Genomic DNA, 18,392 nt, shown 5'->3' with positions numbered 1-18,392 from the left:
ATGCCTTCCCTCGTCCCCTTCGAGGAGATCGTGCATCTCTTCGAAGAATTCGACCAGACTGCATGGCGGTTGGAGACCCAGCACGGCTACGCCACCGACCGCGTCAGCCAGAACTGGGCCCGTTTCCAACGAGGGGAGAGTCTGGGATACGACCCGAGCAGCCCGTGGCATGCCAGCGTTCGCGAGAAAACTCAGCAGGGAAAGGTGTTCGCACGAGTGCGCCTGGTCGATGCCCCACCCACCGAAGGCCAACGATTCCTTTTGGCCAGTGGGCTGGGCAACGTAGAGGCTGGCGAGGACATCCGCAACCTGTACCGGACCGACGCTCAACGTATCGGGCTACCCGAATTCGACTTCTGGCTGTTCGACTCATGCCTTCTGGCACGTTTCCACATCGATGACCAAGGCGTGACCTTGGGCGTGGAACTCATCGACGATGCCCCCGCTGTCCTTCGAGCCTGCCAGGCCCGAGACGCTGCCTGGCATCACGCGATCTCTACAAGGGAGTTCCAGGCGCAGGTACCGTCAACTGCGTGAGTACGGACTTCCAAGCCGGGCGGGTCGCCCTCGGCGCACGGCTCCGTGAGCTGCGCACCGAGGCCGGCCTCAACAGCAGGGAGGTCGCAGGGACAACTCGGCTGACATTGGCGGCAAGTGTCCCGGTTGGAAAAGGGGAAGCAGACCATCACCGCCGATAGCTTCGATGCAATTGGCAGTCGCGGCCAGCGACGTCTCAGAAGCTGACTCTGCACGAGCAATCCGCACCCGGACCGTCAGCCGCCGAGTAGCCTCCGTTTCACATGCCCTCATCGCCGATGTCAAGCCATCCCAGAGCCCGGAAGCGCGACCGTGCCGCCACACCAGAAGGAACGCTTTGATCCCAATGTCGCAATTCAAAGAAGTAGGTAAAAACAGCCACCACACCGCCTAAACTCGCAGGTCAGGAACTCTGCTCCCCGCGCACGCGGGGATGGTCCCCGCGCCGACGACCCGTCGGGGGTGGCGTGATGCTGCTCCCCGCGCACGCGGGGATGGTCCCGAGGCCGTCACCAACGCCAACGAGGCCATGACCCTGCTCCCCGCGCACGCGGGGATGGTCCCTGTTCGGAGGCGTCCGCAAGCAGCGGGCCGACCTGCTCCCCGCGCACGCGGGGATGGTCCCTCCTCCGCTCCCCACAGGGCCACCGTGATGCCCTGCTCCCCGCGCACGCGGGGATGGTCCCAGCAGGAGGCCGCCATCCGGGCCGGCCGGTGGCTGCTCCCCGCGCACGCGGGGATGGTCCCTCGGCCCAGCCAAGTTTGTCTGGGTTCACGTCCTGCTCCCCGCGCACGCGGGGATGGTCCCGGGAAGAAGGCGGCGTTCGCGAATCCCTGTTGCTGCTCCCCGCGCACGCGGGGATGGTCCCTGTCCGCCGCGAAGGTCGCCGTGGTGCCCAACCTGCTCCCCGCGCACGCGGGGATGGTCCCGTACAGTTTCTTGTTTTCGACCGTGAGGCCGACTGCTCCCCGCGCACGCGGGGATGGTCCTCGGCCGGGACTGGGGCCAAAAGAACTCCGAACCTGCTCCCCGCGCACGCGGGGATGGTCCCTTCGCCTACCGTCTGCGCAGGCTCCGCGACAACTGCTCCCCGCGCACGCGGGGATGGTCCCAGGGCGGCCCCGGCACACCACACGGCTGCTCCCCGCGCACGCGGGGATGGTCCCGACACCGGCATCGTCACCTGCGTCGCCGAGTTCTGCTCCCCGCGCACGCGGGGATGGTCCCACGGGGATCTTGTACTTCGCAGTCCCGTTCTTCTGCTCCCCGCGCACGCGGGGATGGTCCCGTTTTGCAGCGTGGGGGCCGACATGAGCGGGCCTGCTCCCCGCGAGTACCGCCAGACGGCGCTGCCGCGGGCCTGCTTCCCGCCACCGAGGCGAACGGCCGGTCCTCGCTGCCACCCCCGCCAGAACGACAACACTCCCCGCGCGACTGCTCCTGTCGGTACCTTGCTAGTGAGCTGGCCGAAGGCACCGTCACCTCGACAGGTATGCCAGGCCGCGCAGGCACAGGGGGTGCTCTCATGTTGGAGGAAGCCGAGGAGATCGGTCGTCGCGTCCGACGGGCACGACTGCGACTCGGGATGCCGCAAGCCGACCTCGCCGCCGCCCTGGGCAAGACCCAGGGCTGGGTCTCGAAGATGGAGCGCGGCCTGATCGAGCTCGATCAGGTCGGGTTGTTGAACCTCGTCGCCGCCGAGCTGCACGTGCACCCCAATGACCTGATCGGCCGGCCGTACGCGAGCAGCCCCGCCGAGAATCAGTGGCAGGTCTCGGCGGCGTCCATCCTGCGCGAGCTGCGCCGCTACGACCTCGCGCCGATCTTCGACGGCGCCCCGCGCGCGTCCGGTGAGCTGTGGCGGGACATGACCCGCCTGCACCGCCTGCGGGACGCCGCGGCCAACACGGCGATCCTCGCCACCCTCCCCGACCTCCTGCGCGAGGCCCGCGCCCTTGCTGAGGCAGCGACCGGCCACGAGCGCGAGGAAGCGTTCGCGATCTACGCCGTGGCGTGCAAGTTCGCCCACACCGCCGCGCATGCCCTCGGGCACCCCGAGCTCGTCGCCATGGCGGCGGAGCGCGCAGCGTGGGCCGCCCGCCTTTCGGCCGACCCCGTCATGCCCGCCCTAGCCGACTGGATGCGTGTCTGGGACATGTGGGCCACAGCCGATTGGGACGACTCGCTCGCCCTGTCCGACAAGGCCATCGCCAGCGTGCAGCGCGAGTACGAGCTCGGCGAGCCGCTCGCCCTACGGATGTGGGGCACGCTCCACCTGCGCGCCGCCGTTGCCGCGGCCCGCCTCGGCCGACCGGCCGAGGCCGACGAACGGATCACCCACGCCCGCGACGCTGCCCGCCGGATGGCGGGCCACCACAACCCACCGATCCACGACCGGCACTCGGTCACCTTCTCCCCCGGCAACGTGCAGATCCACGCGATCAGCGTCGCCCTGGAAACCGGCGAACAGACCAAGGCCCTCGCCATAAACCGACGCACCGCGCCCGAGCTCGTCGCCGCCCTTCCGAACTCCCGCCAGGGCCACCACCACATGGACCTCGCCCGCGCGTGGCTGTGGGACGGCAACCGCGACCGCGCGCTCGCCGAGCTGGAGACCGCAGAGCGAATCGCTCCCCAACTCGTGCGGAACCATCCGATCGCCCGGTCGACCCTCCGCAGCATCGTCTACGCCGAGCGGATCGCCACCCGCGAGAAGCTGCGCCGCATGTCAGACCGCTTCCACCTGGACGGATGAGGGCGGTATTCCTCCAATTCATATTGGGCCCCTGACGCGCCCCTAACTTCTGAGGCATGACAGGACGACCAACACCCCATCTCCCTTCACAGGGCGGCGAGTTAGGGACGGCCGGACCGTTCTACCCACGCCTCGGCGACCTTGCCCGCGACACGGCCAAGGACGGGCGAATCGGCGTCGTGGTGACGCTGCCCAAAGTGGGCACCGGCACGTACCACCTGCGTCCGCCGGGCGGTGGCGACGAGTGGTCGGCCCCGGCCGACGGAACAACCCTGCGCTCCGTCCCGGCACAGGCCACGTACGTGACCCCGATGCGACGCGACGCCGTGTACGACCATCGAGCCCAGCAAGGTGCGCTGTCGGTCCTGGTCCACTACGACGACGGCGGTACGGCCGAGTCCCTGCTCGTCCTCACCCCGGACCAGGTCGAGTTGTACGCGATCCAGTTCGAGCGACTCATCGCCCAGCGCGAGCAGGCGCAGGAGAACGCCGCATGACCGCGCGCCATGCTGCGCAGCGCGGGGGCGCATCCGGCGATCCGGTGGGCCGCTTCCTGAGCTGGATATGGGTGGTCGGCACTGCCGCGGGGCTCGCCGCGCTAGCTGTTCTGTCCATGGAGGTTGGTGACAGCGATCACGGTCGGGTGATCTTGAACGAGTGAGGGCCTTCCGGGTTCGGTGTGGATTGCGACATCTCCACCGACCAGCAGAAGGCCCTCATGCCCCACCGTAATGCACCCCTGACCGAGACCGGCCGCCTGCGTCTGGCCCGCTGCGTCGTGGAAGACGGCTGGCCGCTGCGCCGTGCTGCCGAACGCTTCCAGGTCTCGCCCACGACGGCCCAGCGGTGGGCCGGCCGCTACCGCGAGCTGGGCGAGGCAGGCATGACCGACCGGTCCTCGCGCCCGCATCACAGCCCGCGACGGACCCCGCCCCGTACCGAGCGGCGGATCATCAAGGTCCGCGTCCTGCGCCGGTGGGGGCCGGCCCGTATCGCCTACCTCCTGGGGCTGAACCCCGCGACCGTCCATCGGGTCCTGACCCGCTACGGCCTGGCCCGCCTGACCCATCTGGACCGTGCCACCGGCCGCGTCATACGCCGCTACGAACGTGAGCGCCCCGGCGAACTGGTGCACGTCGACATCAAGAAGCTCGGCAACATCCCCGACGGCGGAGGCCACAAGGCCCTCGGGCGTCAGGCCGACGGATGATGAATCCGCCGCCACCTACGCACCCGCACCCGCACCCGCACCCGCACGAAACGGCGAACGTCCCCCGGCCGACCCGGCCGGGGGACGTTTCACGTGGAACCAGGAGAAGAGCCTCCAGGCGGAGGAACGGGCGGTTACTTCTCCGTCTTGTCCTTCTCCGTCTTGTCCTTCGCCGCCGCCACCGGCTTGCGGAGCTGGATGTTCAGCTCGCGCAGGCGGGACTCGTCCAGCTCCGTCGGGGCACCCATCATCAGGTCCTGGGCGTTGCCGTTGAGCGGGAAGGCGATCGTCTCGCGGATGTTGGGCTCGTCGGCCAGGAGCATCACGATGCGGTCGACGCCCGGGGCGATGCCACCGTGCGGCGGGGCGCCGAGGCGGAAGGCGCGGAGCATGCCCGCGAACTCGTGCTCGACGGTCTCGCGGTCGTAGCCGGCGATCTCGAAGGCCTTGAGCATCAGCTCGGGCTCGTGGTTGCGGATGGCGCCGGAGGACAGCTCGATGCCGTTGCAGACGATGTCGTACTGCCAGGCGAGGATGTCCAGCGGGTCCTTCTCCTCCAGGTCCTTCAGGCCGCCCTGGGGCATCGAGAAGGGGTTGTGCGAGAAGTCGATCTTCCCAGTGTCCTCGTCCTTCTCGTACATCGGGAAGTCGACGACCCAGCAGAACCGGAAGACACCCTCCTCGAAGTGGCCGGCGCGCTTGGCGGCCTCGACGCGGACGGCGGACATGATCTTGGAGACCTCGTCGAACTCGCCCGCACCGAAGAAGATCGCGTGGCCGGGAACGAGGGACAGACGCTCGGTGAGGGTCTTGATGTCGGTCTCGGTGAGGAACTTGGCGATCGGGCCGGTCAGGCCGCCGTCCTCGCCGACACGGACCCAGGCCAGGCCCTTGGCGCCGTGCTGGACGGCGTAGTCGCCGAGGCCGTCGAAGAACTTCCGGGACTGGCCCGCGGTGTCCGGGACCGGGAGCGCGCGGACGTGCTTGCCGGCGAACGCCTTGAACTCCGAGTCGGCGAAGACGTCGGAGATGTCGACCAGCTCCAGCTGGGCACGCAGGTCCGGCTTGTCGTTGCCGTACTTCAGCATCGCCTCGCGGAACGGGATGCGCGGGAACGGCGAGGTGACGTGGCGGCCGTTGCCGAACTCCTCGAAGAGCTCGGTCATCAGCTTCTCGATCGGCCGGAAGACGTCCTCCTGCTCGACGAACGACATCTCGACGTCGAGCTGGTAGAACTCGCCGGGCGAACGGTCGGCGCGGGCGTCCTCGTCGCGGAAGCACGGCGCGATCTGGAAGTAGCGGTCGAAGCCCGAGATCATCAGCAGCTGCTTGAACTGCTGCGGGGCCTGGGGCAGGGCGTAGAACTTGCCCGGGTTCAGGCGGGACGGGACGACGAAGTCACGGGCGCCCTCGGGGGACGTCGCGGTGAGGATCGGGGTCGCCATCTCGTTGAAGCCGAGAGCCACCATCTTGGCGCGGATGGAGGCGATGACGGCCGAGCGCAGCATGATGTTGCGGTGCATGCGCTCGCGGCGCAGGTCGAGGAAGCGGTACTCCAGGCGCCGCTCCTCGTTGACCCCGTCCTCGGCGTTGATCGTGAAGGGCAGCGGGGCGGCCTCGCCCAGCACCTCGACCTCGGTGACCTCGATCTCGATCTCGCCGGTCGGGAGCTCCGGGTTCACGTTGTCGGCACCGCGCGCGGAGACCTTGCCGTCGATCCGTACGACGGTCTCCTTGGTGAGCTTCGCCAGGGCCTCGTTGCCGGGGGTGCCGGGACGGGCGACGAGCTGCACCAGGCCGTAGTGGTCGCGCAGATCGATGAAGAGGATGCCGCCCAGGTCTCGGCGATTGTGCAGCCAGCCGCTCAGCCGGACGTCGGTGCCGACGTCAGAGGCGCGGAGCTCGCCGCAGGTGTGTGACCTGTACCGATGCATTCTCGTTCATCCAGTCTTCGCGGTTCGGGGTGGATTCAGCCTCCCCAGGCTACCGCCCGCACCCGCATCGAATCATTGACATTGACATTTCAAGATCATCGGGACGGGGTGGACGGGCCCCTGCCCTGTGACCGGACGGGGCGCGGACCGCCGCCCTCGGTGGCGCCTTCGGCGCAGATCTCCTTAAATAGGGGCAATGCGCACCGAGGACGTCCTGGCCGCGACCGCGACCGGTCTGTGGCGGTGGGACAACGGAGCCGGGACCGTCACGCTCGATGCGGAGGCAGCCCGGCTGCTTGAGCTGCCCGCCGCGGCCGGTGTCTTCCGTGAGTCCGTGGTGCGCTCCCGTTTCCATCCGGTCGACTGGAACGAGATCTACGGGGTGGTGAACCTCGCGGCCGCCGAGGGCACCCTCGCCGAGGCCCGACTGCGGATCGTGGACGAGAACGGCCGGGTGCTGCGTACCGTACGCAGCCGCTCCAAGCCGTTCCCGCCCGAGACGCCGGGCAGCACCGCCTATGTGCTGGTCGGCACGGTTCAGGAGGTCGCCGAACCGCAACCCGGCACCACCGGCGCGCACTCCCCCATCACGGGGGACTGGCGCCGCTCCCGCGAGGCGTTCCTGCTGGACGCCGGCCGGGCGCTGGCCGAGGCCCGGTCCACCGCCGAGGTGCTGCGGGTCGCCTCGTCGCTCTCCATGCCCGGGTTCTCGCCGGACGGCCTGGCGGTCTTCGGCATCGCGGGCGAACGCCTGACGATCACCGGGCACCACGGGCACAGCGCGGGCGACGAGGACCCGTTCAACGGCATGCCGCTGGAGACCGACTACCCGGCCGCCGAGGTCATACGGACGGGGCGGGCGATCTATCTGCCCTCGCCCGAGGAGTACAGCCGCCGCTACCCGGTCACCTGGCCGCTCGCCGGCCGTTTCGGGCGCCGCTCCTGGGCCTTTCTGCCGCTGATCGTGGCGGGGCGGACCATGGGCGCCTGGATGGCGGGGTTCCGGAACCCGGTGTCGTTCTCGCCGGACGAGCGCTCCGTACTGACGACCGTGGCCCGGATGCTCGCCCAGGCGCTGGCCCGTGCCGGGGTCGCGGAGACCGAGCGGGAGCTCTCGCTGGGGCTCCAGCGCTCGATGATGCCGTCCCTCGGCCCCGACATCCCGGGCATGACGGTCGCCGCCCGCTACGTCCCGACCGGCGGCGGGCTCCAGGTCGGCGGCGACTGGTACGACATGATCCCGCTCCCCAACGGCCGTATCGCCCTCGTCATCGGTGACGTCCAGGGCCACGACGTGCGCGCCGCGGGCCTGATGGGGCAGTTGCGGATCGCCCTGCGCGCGTACGCCTCCGAGGGGCACAGCCCGGACGCGGTGCTCTCCCGCGCGTCCCGGTTCCTCTCCGGGCTGACCGACGCGTACGAGGAAGGGGAGGAGACCGGACCGCGCTTCGCGACCTGCCTGTACGCGGAGGCCGACCCGGAGACCGGGACCCTCGACATCGCGCGGGCCGGCCATCCCGATCCGGTGGTGATGACCGCCGACGGGACGGCGTTGATCCGCCAGACCGAGGGCGGGCTGCCGCTCGGCATCGAGGCGGACGCCGACTATCCGACGACCCGGCTCGCCCTGGAGGCCGGAGAAACGATCATGCTCTGCACGGACGGGCTGATCGAGACCGGCGGCCATGACATGTGGACCGGCTGGATCCGGCTGCGGCCGATCCTGGAACAGGACACCGCCGACCTGGAGAAACTCGCCGACGCCCTCGTCCAGGCCGTGCACGGGCCGACCTCGCACTACACGACGGGACCGCTGGCGGACCGCCGGGAGGACGACATCGCGGTGCTGCTGCTGCGGCGCGACGGGGAGACACCGGGGCAGACGGCACAGCGGCGCACCGCGCTGACCATCGCGCAGGCCGAACCGGAGCGGCTGTCGGCGGCCCGGCAGCAGCTGCGGGAGCTGCTGCACGACTGGGCCGATCCGGAGCAGGTCGACGCGGCGGTGCTGATGTTCTCGGAGATGGCCACCAATGTCCTCGTCCACACGGACGAGGACGCGCTGGTGGTCGCGCGGGCGACGGGGGAGCACGGTGAGCGGCGGCTGCGGGTGGAGGTGGCGGACGCCAGCGACGAGCTGCCGCACAGGCGGCGGCCCGGGGAGATGGCCTCCAGCGGGCGGGGGCTGGTGCTGATGGAGATGCTCGCGGACGCGTGGGGGGTGGACCCGCGGGGGTCGGGGAAGTCGATCTGGTTCGAGCTGTACGAGGCGGAGGCGGAGGGGCCGGGGCCGGACGGGCCGGGGAACTGAGCCGGGGCGTCGGGCTCGGGGGCTCCCCGTGGACGGTTCCCTTCTCGAACGCCGGGCGGGCTGGAACGGGTGCCGTGGTCCGGGAGGGCCCGGAGGGTCGGGGAGGTGACCGGGAGGGCCCGGGAGATCACCGCCGGGAGGGTCCGGGAGGTGACCGGCTGTCCCGTCAGGCGCCGGACGCGGCCGGGGCCGGCCCGCCCGGCTCTCCGCCCTCTCCGCCTTCGCCGCCCTCTCCGCCCTCGCCGCCCTCTCCGCCCCCGCCACCCTCGCCGCCCGCTCCCGGCCTTCCGCGCAGTTCGCCGAGGATGCCGAAGGCCGCCGCGCAGGCCGGTACCGCGAGCAGCATGCCCAGCAGGCCCGCCACACTGGCGCCCGCCGTGATCGCGATCATGATGGTGGCCGGGTGCATCTGGACCGTACGGCTCTGGATCATCGGCTGCAGGACGTGGCCCTCCAGCACCTGTACGGCGAGCACGACCCCCAGCGCCCAGAGCGCGATCACGAACCCCCGGTCGGCGAGCGCGACCAGCACCGCGACCGCGCCGGAGATGAACGCCCCGAGATAGGGGATGTAGGCGCCGACGAAGACCAGCGCACCGAGCCCCACCGCGCCCGGGACTCTCAGGATCAGCAGGCCGACGGTGATGCAGGCCGCGTCGATCAGCGCGATGAACGTGGTGCCGCGCATGAAGCCCTGCACGGCTTCGAAGGCCCGCCGCCCCATGGCCTCGATCAGGTCCCCGGTACCGCGCGGCGCGATCGAGTGGGCGAGATCCACGGCCCTGTCGGAGTCGCGCAGGAAGAAGAAGGTCAGCAGCAGGGCGAGGATGCTCGTCGCGATCAGCGAGCCGATCAGGCTGATCCCGGAGAGGAGTCCGCCCGCGGCGCTCGCGCCGAACTTCTCGAAGAGTTTCTGGGCGTTGGAGGCGAGGTCGTTCACATCGGTGTGCTTGCTGATCCCGAAGTGGTCGACGACCCACTGCCCGGTGTCCTTCAGCGAGCGGACGATCTGGTCGCCGGTGTCGACGAGCGCGGTGACGACGATGTATCCGGCGCCGCCGACCACCGCGACGAGCAGGGCGCACGTGAGCCCCGCGGCCAGCGAGCGGTTCATTCCGCGGGCGGTCAGCCGACGGTGGACCGGCCCGAGCAGCGCCGTACCGAGCAGCGCCAGCAGTACGGGCGTGACCGCGGTCTTGAAGACGACGCACAGCCAGACCGCGACCGCGGCGACCCCGGTGACGAGGAGCACGACACCGCACCAGGCCGCCGTACGCCGCGCGCCGTCGGGCAGGAGGGGCTTGGGGGTCTGCACCCTCCCACCCGATCACGGTGCGGGCGCGATGTCCCGCCTGCGCAGCCGTACGAGTGACGGAACGTCACACTCCGGCCGCGAGTGTCACATTCCGTGGACGGCGGGCACCGTACCGAGGCGGCCGGCCTGGAAGTCCTCGAAGGCCTGCTTCAGTTCGGCCTGGCTGTTCATCACGAACGGCCCGTAGTGCGCCATCGGCTCGCGGATCGGGCGGCCGCCAAGCAGGACGACCTCCAGGTCCGGGGTGTTGCCGTCCTGCTTCTCGTCCGCGCGGACGGTCAGCGAGGAACCGGCGCCGAAGACCGCGGTCTGCCCCATGTGGACGGGGCGGCGCTCCGCGCCGACGGTGCCGCGTCCGGCGAGGACGTACGCGAGTCCGTTGAACTCCTCGCGCCACGGCAGGGTCACCTCGGCGCCGGGGCGGACGGTGGCGTGGATCATCGTGATCGGGGTGTGGGTGACTCCGGGGCCCTCGTGCCCGTCGAGCTCACCGGCGATGACGCGGAGCAGCGCGCCGCCGTCCGGGGAGGCGAGCAGCTGGACCTGGCCGCCGCGGATGTCCTGGTAGCGGGGGGCCATCATCTTGTCGGCCTTGGGCAGGTTCACCCAGAGCTGGAGGCCGTGGAAGAGGCCGCCCGACATCACGAGACTCTCCGGCGGCGCCTCGATGTGGAGGAGGCCGGACCCGGCGGTCATCCACTGGGTGTCACCGTTGCGGATGGTGCCGCCGCCCCCGTTGGAGTCCTGGTGGACGAAGGTTCCGTCGATCAGGTACGTGACGGTCTCGAAGCCGCGGTGCGGGTGCCAGGGGGTGCCCTTCGGCTCTCCGGCCGCGTACTCCACCTCGCCCATCTGGTCCATCATGATGAACGGGTCGAGGTACTTGTAGTTGATCCCGGCGAACGCGCGGCGAACCGGGAAGCCCTCGCCCTCGAATCCGCTCGGAGCCGTGGTGACGGCGAGCACGGGGCGGGCCGTGGCGTCGCCCGTGGCGGCGACCTTGGGCAGGGTCAGCGGGTTTTCGACGGTCACTGCGGGCATGGGAGCCACCTCCGGGTTGTCCTGGCTTCAATTTAGTTGAATGGTGAACATCCCGCAAGGTGCCATCCATTCCCCATGCCGCCCACGGCAACGAGGAGGGGCCCGTACCAGGCGGTACGGGCCCCTCCTCGGGCGAAGACCGGACGTCGGCCGTAGAGGCGTCGCCCGTATATATGCCGGCCGTGCAGGCGTCGGCCGCGGATGTGTCAGCCGTACATACGGCGCATCGCGAAGTCGACCATCTGCTCCACGGCCTTGGCGTCGAAGACCATGCGGTGCTCACCCTCCATGTCGAGGACGAAGCCGTAGCCGGTCGGCAGCAGGTCGATCACCTCGGCCCCGGTGATCACGAAGTACTTGGACTCCTTGCCCGCGTACAGCCGCAGCTCCTTGAGCGTGGTGAACATCGGGATCACCGGCTGCTGGGTGTTGTGCAGCGCGAGGAATCCGGGGTTGTCGCCACGCGGGCAGTAGACCTTCGACGTCGCGAAGATCTGCTGGAAGTCCTCGGCGGACAGCGAGCCGGTCGTGAAGGCACGCACCGCGTCCCCCAGGGACGGCGGCGAGGGCTCGGGATACAGCGGCTGCTCGCCGTAGCCGCCACCCATCTGCTGCTGTGCGCCCGGGTTCTGGTCGTAGCCGTACATACCGCAAAGAGTAATCGGACACATCAGGCCCTTGAGGGGTTGCGTCTTATTACTGGCGGGTAGCATCATCGTAGAGGTCAGCTGATATACGCACCGCCAGCTCGTCGCCCGTCCGGCCCACACCCCTTCCCGGGGCGCTGCACGCCACTGCTATTGATTACGGAGCCTTCCCATGGGGCACTACAAGTCGAATCTCCGCGACATCGAGTTCAACCTCTTCGAGGTCCTCGGGCGCGACAAGACGTACGGCACCGGCCCGTTCGCCGAGATGGACGTCGAGACGGCGAAGAGCATCCTCGACGAGGTCGCCCGCCTCGCGGAGAACGAGCTGGCCGAATCCTTCGCGGACGCCGACCGCAACCCGCCGGTCTTCGACCCGGAGACCGGCACCGCGCCGGTCCCGGAGACCTTCAAGAAGTCGTACCAGGCGTTCATGGACTCCGAGTACTGGCGTCTGGGCCTGCCCGAGGAGATCGGCGGCACCACCTCCCCGCGCTCCCTGATCTGGTCCTACGCGGAGCTGCTGCTCGGCTCGAACCCGGCCGTCTGGATGTACTCCTCGGGCCCGGCGTTCGCCGGCATCCTCTTCGACGAGGGCAACGAGGCGCAGAAGAAGGTCGCCGAGATCGCCGTCGAGAGGCAGTGGGGCTCCACGATGGTGCTGACCGAGCCGGACGCCGGTTCGGACGTGGGCGCCGGCCGCACGAAGGCGGTCGAGCAGGAGGACGGCTCCTGGCACATCGAGGGCGTGAAGCGCTTCATCACCTCGGGCGAGCACGACATGTCCGAGAACATCCTCCACTACGTGCTGGCACGCCCCGAGGGCGCGGGCCCCGGCACCAAGGGCCTCTCCCTGTTCCTGGTCCCGAAGTTCCACTTCGACTGGACCACCGGCGAGCTGGGCGAGCGCAACGGCGTGTACGCGACCAACGTCGAGCACAAGATGGGCCTCAAGGCGTCCAACACCTGCGAGATGACGTTCGGCGACCGGCACCCCGCCAAGGGCTGGCTGATCGGCGACAAGCACGACGGCATCCGCCAGATGTTCCGCATCATCGAGTTCGCCCGCATGATGGTCGGCACGAAGGCCATCGCGACCCTGTCGACCGGCTACCTCAACGCGCTGGAGTACGCCAAGGAGCGCGTCCAGGGCACCGACCTGTCGCAGTTCATGGACAAGAGCGCCCCCAAGGTCACCATCACGCACCACCCGGACGTGCGCCGCTCGCTCATGACGCAGAAGGCGTACGCGGAGGGCATGCGCTCCCTCGTGCTGTACACCGCCACCGTCCAGGACGCGATCCAGGAGAAGGAGGCCGCGGGCGAGGACGCCAAGGCACTGCACGGCCTCAACGACCTGCTGCTCCCGATCGTGAAGGGCTACGGCTCCGAGAAGTCGTACGAGCAGCTGGCGCAGTCGCTCCAGACCTTCGGCGGCTCCGGGTACCTCCAGGAGTACCCGATCGAGCAGTACATCCGTGACGCCAAGATCGACACGCTGTACGAGGGCACGACGGCGATCCAGGGCCAGGACTTCTTCTTCCGGAAGATCGTCCGCGACCAGGGTGCCTCGCTGAACACCCTCTCCGAGGAGATCAAGAAGTTCCTCGCGGGCGCCCAGGGCAACGAGGAGCTGTCCGGTGCGCTGGACTCGCTCGCCAAGGCGGCCGTGGACCTGGAGGCGATCGTCGGCACGATGATCACCGACCTCACCGCGACCGGCGAGGACGTCAAGAACATCTACAAGGTGGGTCTCAACACCACCCGTCTGCTGATGGCCTCCGGCGATGTCGTCGTCGGTTACCTGCTGCTCAAGGGCGCGGCCGTCGCGGTCGAGAAGCTGCGGGACGCCTCCGCGAAGGACGTCGCCTTCTACCGGGGCAAGATTGCCGCCGCGAAGTTCTTCGCCGCGAACGTCCTGCCGGGCGTCTCCGCCGAGCGCGCGCTCGCCGAGTCCGTCGACAACTCGCTGATGGAGCTGGACGAGGCCGCGTTCTAGCCTTCGGCCCGCTCGCGGTCACGGCCGACAGCACCGCCCCCCGGAGACGCTTTCGGGGGGCGGTGCTGTCGTAACGGCCGGGTACGCCGGCCGCGGGCCCGGCCCGCCCGGAACGGCGGAAAGCCCTCCGCGGCGCTCCCCGGAGACGGGGCGGACGCCGCCCCGGGACGACGGTGAAACCTCTGGGTCCGGCCTCGTTACAGTGAAGAACATGAGTTCCTCCCTCCGCTTCGACCGCGGGCACACCGACGATCTGATGGCCTTCCTGATGGCCTCCCCCTCCCCGTACCACGCCGTGGCCGCCGCGGCCGAGCGGCTGGAGAAGGCCGGATTCCGGCAGGTCGAGGAGACCGCGGCCTGGGACGGCACCAGCGGAGGCAAGTACGTCCTGCGCGGCGGCGCGATCGTGGCCTGGTACGTGCCGGAGGGCGCCGCGGCACACACCCCGTACCGGATCGTCGGAGCGCACACCGACTCGCCGAACCTGCGGGTCAAGCCGCTGCCCGACACCGGGGCGTACGGCTGGCGGCAGATCGCCGTGGAGATCTACGGCGGGACACTCCTCAACACCTGGCTCGACCGCGACCTCGGCCTCGCCGGGCGGATCTCGCTGCGCGACGGCACGCACCGGCTGGTGAACATCGACCGGCCGCTCCTGCGCGTACCGCAGCTGGCCGTGCATCTGGACCGGTCGGCCAACCCCGACGGCCTGAAGCTCGACCGGCAGAAGCACATGCAGCCGATCTGGGGCCTCGGGGACGTCGAGGAGGGCGACCTGATCCGGTTCGTCGCCGAGGAGGCGGGCGTCGACGCCGACGACGTGACCGGCTGGGACCTGATGCCGCACGCCGTCGAGCCGCCCGCCTACCTGGGCCGGGACCGCGAGCTGCTGGCCGGGCCCCGGATGGACAACCTGCTCTCCGTGCACGCGGCCGCCGCCGCGCTCGCCGCCGTCGCCGGGCAGCCGGACGCCGAGCTTCCGTACATCCCGGTCATGGCCGCCTTCGACCACGAGGAGAACGGCTCGCAGTCCGACACCGGCGCCGACGGGCCGCTGCTCGGCACGGTCCTGGAGCGTTCCGTCTTCGCCCGCGGCGGGACGTACGAGGACCGCGCCCGTGCCTTCGCCGGAACCGTCTGCCTCTCCTCCGACACCGGCCACGCGATCCACCCCAACTACGCCGAGCGCCACGACCCGACCCACCACCCGGTGGTCAACGGCGGACCGATCCTCAAGGTCAACGTCAACATGCGGTACGCGACCGACGGCAGCGGCCGGGCCGTGTTCGCGGAGGCGTGCCGGAAGGCGGACGTGCCGTGGCAGACGTTCGTCTCCAACAACTCGATGCCGTGCGGCACCACGATCGGCCCGATCACGGCCGCCCGGCACGGCATCCAGACCGTGGACATCGGCGTCGCGATCCTGTCGATGCACAGCGCCCGTGAACTGTGCGGCGCGGACGACCCGTATCTGCTGGCCAACGCGGTGGCGGCGTTCCTGGCGGGCTGAGCCCGCCCCGCCCGGCCGCGGCGCCGGGCCGGGTACCCGATCCGTACACCGGCCCGGAACCGCCGGGCGTCTGCCGACAGCGCCCCGTCGACCGGCCGGTGACCCCTCGCCGACACCGCGGCACCCCCGATATCCTGGGACTTTGCCCGTGCCCCCACCTCGGGCGTACCCCGCCCGGAAGGGAAGCCGTACGTGGAGTTCCGGCTGCTCGGCACCGTCTCCGTCGACACGCACACCGGGCCGCTCCCGCTCGGTCCCGCCAAACGCCGCAGCCTGCTGGCCGCGTTGCTGCTGTCCGCCAACACACCCGTATCCATCGCGCGGTTGACGGACTCCCTGTGGGACGACGAACCGCCGCTGCATGCCCGCAGCGTCATCCAGGGGCATGTGTCCCGGCTGCGGGCCCTCCTGGTGGGCGCGGACGCGGAGGCGTACGGGGTGGAGCTGGTCACGCTCGGCGACGCGTACGTACTGCGGGCGCCGGAGACCCTGCTGGACTCGCAGCGGTTCGAGGAGCTGCTGGTCCTGGCGCGGGAGCAGCGCAACCCCGCCGACACCGTACTGATGCTCAAGGAGGCCCTGTCCCTGTGGCAGGGCCCGGCGCTCACCGGCGCGTTCGCCGGGCCGCCGCTCCAGGCCGCCGCCCATTCGCTGGAGGAGTCGCGGCTGGCGGCGGTCGAACAACTGGCGTGCGCCCACGCGGCGCTGGGGGAGCACAGCCGGGCGGCGGCGATGCTGCGGGCGGAGGCGGTCGCGCATCCGATGCGGGAGTCGCTGGCGGCGGCGCTGATGACGGCGCTGTACCGGGCGGGGCGCCAGTCGGAGGCGCTGGACTGGTTCCACCGCACGCGGCGGCTGCTCGCCGACGAGCTGGGGATCGACCCGGGACACGAACTCGCCGACGCGTACGCGCTGATACTCCGCGGCGACCCCGGTCCGGACGAACGGCCCGCAGAACCATCAGAACCCGCAGAACCTGCCGAACCTGCCGACCGCTCGCGCGACGTGAACGGCGGTACGGAGGGCGGGGCAGGGGCCCGGACGGAGACCGGGGCGGGGACCCGGACCGAGGCCGGGGCGGGGGCCCGGACGGAGACCGGGGCCGGTACCCGTACGGGCATCGTCCCCGGCCCGCCGCCTCCCCGTCCGCTCGCCCCGCCGCCCCTCGTCGGTGACCCGCACCCCACCGATCTGCTGCCCCGCGCACCCCGCGGCTTCCACGGGCGGGTGCCCGAGCTGGCCGCGCTCACCAGGGCCGCGGCGGGCGAGGCGCCCGTCTGCCTGGTCACCGGACCGGCCGGCGTGGGAAAGACCGCGCTGGCCCTCCAGTGGGCGCACCGCAACCCCGCCGCCTTCCCGGACGGCCGGCTCTTCGCCGATCTGCGCGGGTTCAGCGACACCGGTGAGCCCGCGCTCCTCGAAGTCCTGCGCGAGTTCCTGCTGGCGCTCGGCGTCGCCCCGCGCCGCGTCCCCGAGTCCGTCTCCGCCGCGGCCGCTCTCTTCCGGTCCCTGACGGACCGGCGCCGGCTGCTCGTCGTCCTCGACAACGCCCGTGACTCCGCCACGGTCAGGCCCCTGCTGCCGGGCGGCACCGACTGCGTCACGCTGGTCACCAGCCGGCACCGGCTGGAGGGCCTCATCGCCTCGGACGCGGCCCGCCCCGTCCCGCTCGACATACTCGAACCGCAGGACAGCACGGCCCTGCTGGCCGGGGTGCTCGGTGAGGACCGGGTCCTCGCCGAGCCCGTGGCCGCCCGTCGGCTCGCCGGACTCTGCGGCGGGCTGCCGCTCGCCCTGCGCGTCATCGCGGCCCGGCTGGCGGGACGTCCGCAGCGGACGCTGGCCGACGTGACCGACGAACTGGCCGACGAGCGCAGCCGGCTGACCTACCTCGACGTGGACGACACCGGTGTCTCGGCCGCGCTGCGGCTGACCGTGCAGCAACTGCCGCCGGACGCCGTCCACCAGTTCACCCGGCTCGGCCACCACCCCGGCGGCCACTTCGACCCGTACACGGCCGCCGCGCTCGCCGGCACGGACCCGGTCGCCGCCGCGGCGGCGCTGGACCGGCTCGCCGCCGCCCACCTCGTCACCGAGACGGCACCCGGGCGCTGGGGGCTGCACGATCTGGTCCGCCTCTACGCCCGCGGGCTGGACCCCGCGTCCGGCGCCGAAGCCCTCGTCGGCGTCCTCGACCACTACATCGCCACGGCGCTCGCCGCCGCCGACACGGCCGAACCCGGCGGTGAGCCCTGCTTCGTCCTGCCGGACGGCTACCGCCGCCCCGCCGCCGTCAGGGACTTCACCGACCGGGCGGCGGCGATGAACTGGCTGGCCACCGAGCGCGACGACCTCGCCCTGGCCGCCGTCGCGGCCCGGACCGCCGGGCTCGACGACCGGGCCTGGCGGATCATCCTGCTCCAGTGGCCCCAGGTGGTGTGGCGGGTACGGGACGGCTGGGCCCCGCTGCTGGAACTGGCCCTGGACTCCGCCCGCACCGAGAACGATCCGTACGCCGAGTCACGGGTGCTGAATCTGCTGGGCTGGGTGCTGACCGAGGAGGGCAGGACCACCGACGCCGTCACCCTGCTGGAGCGCTCGCCCGCCCTCGCCCGGCAGGCCGGTGACCGGCTCGGCGAGGCGACCGCGCTGATCAACCTGGCCATCGTCCAGGCCGAACAGGGCGGGCTCGACGCGGCGCTGGAGGGCTGCGAACGGGCCGTCGGCCTGGCCCGCGAGGAATCCGACGCGCACACCGAGATGCTCGCCCTGCAGCACCTCGCCCGGATGCAGCTCACCGCCAACCGCCCGCAGGACGCCCTGCACTCCGCCCGGACGGCGCTCGACCTCGGGCCCGAGCACGAGGAGGTCGCCCGCCGGGTGCTGCTGCTGGCCGTCGGCGGCGAGGCCCGGCTGGCACTCGGCGAGGAGGACGACGGCATCCAGCTGCTGGACCTGGCCGCCGGGGAAGCGGAGAGCGCCGGTTACGACGAGGGCGCGGTACGGGCCCTCGAAGCGCTGCTGCGGGTCACGGCGCGGACGGAGTACCGCAAACGGCACGAAGAGGCGGTCCAGCGGCTCGCCGACAACGGCTGAGCCGCGCGCCCACGCGATGCTGAGCCGCGCGCCCGC

At 71.0% G+C, this 18,392-nt stretch carries 12 protein-coding genes, 2 pseudogenes and 1 CRISPR repeat array; of the genes and pseudogenes, 10 read left to right on the top strand and 4 right to left on the bottom strand.

Annotated elements, in window-relative coordinates:
• From ACFVT1_RS05410 to ACFVT1_RS05385, 6 genes and pseudogenes are all read left to right on the top strand, one after another.
• On the top strand, window positions 1–537 hold the full coding sequence (locus ACFVT1_RS05410; protein WP_389792762.1) for a DUF6879 family protein: 537 nt from the start codon (window positions 1–3) through the stop codon (window positions 535–537).
• Window positions 534–708 (top strand): annotated as a pseudogene (locus tag ACFVT1_RS05405) (transcriptional regulator); the annotation flags it as partial. The gene ACFVT1_RS05410 and the pseudogene ACFVT1_RS05405, both read left to right, overlap by 4 nt.
• A 241-nt stretch (window positions 709–949) precedes the next feature.
• A CRISPR array of direct repeats spans window positions 950–1,887; the repeat unit is 29 nt; unit sequence CTGCTCCCCGCGCACGCGGGGATGGTCCC.
• Between the two features lie 176 nt (window positions 1,888–2,063).
• Window positions 2,064–3,293: a helix-turn-helix domain-containing protein gene (locus ACFVT1_RS05400; protein WP_389792760.1), complete on the top strand. Its 1,230-nt coding sequence runs from the start codon at window positions 2,064–2,066 to the stop codon at window positions 3,291–3,293.
• Between the two features lie 56 nt (window positions 3,294–3,349).
• Window positions 3,350–3,790, top strand: a complete 441-nt coding sequence (locus tag ACFVT1_RS05395; protein WP_389792758.1) for a hypothetical protein — start codon at window positions 3,350–3,352, stop codon at window positions 3,788–3,790.
• Window positions 3,787–3,954 (top strand): hypothetical protein, encoded by a 168-nt coding sequence (locus ACFVT1_RS05390; RefSeq protein WP_389792756.1) that lies wholly within the window; start codon window positions 3,787–3,789, stop codon window positions 3,952–3,954. Before ACFVT1_RS05395 ends, ACFVT1_RS05390 begins: the two co-directional genes overlap by 4 nt.
• A gap of 57 nt (window positions 3,955–4,011) precedes the next feature.
• Window positions 4,012–4,494, top strand: a pseudogene (locus ACFVT1_RS05385) (helix-turn-helix domain-containing protein); the annotation flags it as partial.
• Between the two features lie 143 nt (window positions 4,495–4,637).
• On the opposite strand, the gene aspS reads toward ACFVT1_RS05385, so the two are convergent.
• Window positions 4,638–6,437, bottom strand: a complete 1,800-nt coding sequence (gene aspS / locus ACFVT1_RS05380; protein WP_389792754.1) for an aspartate--tRNA ligase — start codon at window positions 6,435–6,437, stop codon at window positions 4,638–4,640.
• A gap of 196 nt (window positions 6,438–6,633) precedes the next feature.
• Here aspS and ACFVT1_RS05375 point away from each other — a divergent pair, with 196 nt between their 5' ends.
• Window positions 6,634–8,748, top strand: a complete 2,115-nt coding sequence (locus tag ACFVT1_RS05375) for a SpoIIE family protein phosphatase (RefSeq protein ID WP_389792752.1) — start codon at window positions 6,634–6,636, stop codon at window positions 8,746–8,748.
• Window positions 8,749–8,914: 166 nt separating this feature from the next.
• Here the strand turns inward: ACFVT1_RS05375 and ACFVT1_RS05370 are convergent, their stop codons facing one another.
• The 3 genes from ACFVT1_RS05370 to ACFVT1_RS05360 all read right to left on the bottom strand — a co-directional run bounded on the left by ACFVT1_RS05370 (window position 8,915) and on the right by ACFVT1_RS05360 (window position 11,751).
• Window positions 8,915–10,063, bottom strand: coding sequence for an AI-2E family transporter (locus tag ACFVT1_RS05370; RefSeq protein ID WP_389792750.1), 1,149 nt, complete (start codon window positions 10,061–10,063; stop codon window positions 8,915–8,917).
• 84 nt (window positions 10,064–10,147) lie between these two features.
• Window positions 10,148–11,104 (bottom strand): pirin family protein, encoded by a 957-nt coding sequence (locus ACFVT1_RS05365; RefSeq protein ID WP_389792748.1) that lies wholly within the window; start codon window positions 11,102–11,104, stop codon window positions 10,148–10,150.
• Between the two features lie 206 nt (window positions 11,105–11,310).
• Window positions 11,311–11,751 carry an SseB family protein gene (locus ACFVT1_RS05360; RefSeq protein ID WP_072487501.1) on the bottom strand — a complete coding sequence of 147 codons (441 nt, stop codon included), beginning with the start codon at window positions 11,749–11,751 and terminating at the stop codon, window positions 11,311–11,313.
• A 172-nt stretch (window positions 11,752–11,923) separates the two neighbouring features.
• Here ACFVT1_RS05360 and ACFVT1_RS05355 point away from each other — a divergent pair, with 172 nt between their 5' ends.
• From ACFVT1_RS05355 to ACFVT1_RS05345, 3 genes are all read left to right on the top strand, one after another.
• Window positions 11,924–13,750: an acyl-CoA dehydrogenase gene (locus ACFVT1_RS05355; RefSeq protein WP_389792746.1), complete on the top strand. Its 1,827-nt coding sequence runs from the start codon at window positions 11,924–11,926 to the stop codon at window positions 13,748–13,750.
• Window positions 13,751–13,961: 211 nt separating this feature from the next.
• Window positions 13,962–15,260 (top strand): M18 family aminopeptidase, encoded by a 1,299-nt coding sequence (locus ACFVT1_RS05350; protein ID WP_389792744.1) that lies wholly within the window; start codon window positions 13,962–13,964, stop codon window positions 15,258–15,260.
• A gap of 192 nt (window positions 15,261–15,452) precedes the next feature.
• Window positions 15,453–18,356: a BTAD domain-containing putative transcriptional regulator gene (locus ACFVT1_RS05345; protein ID WP_389792742.1), complete on the top strand. Its 2,904-nt coding sequence runs from the start codon at window positions 15,453–15,455 to the stop codon at window positions 18,354–18,356.
• Window positions 18,357–18,392 lie beyond the last annotated feature (36 nt).

Origin of the sequence: Streptomyces sp. NPDC057963, assembly GCF_042887155.1 — a bacterium.
Lineage (GTDB): Bacteria > Actinomycetota > Actinomycetes > Streptomycetales > Streptomycetaceae > Streptomyces.
This window is presented reverse-complemented; position numbering and strand designations above follow the sequence as displayed.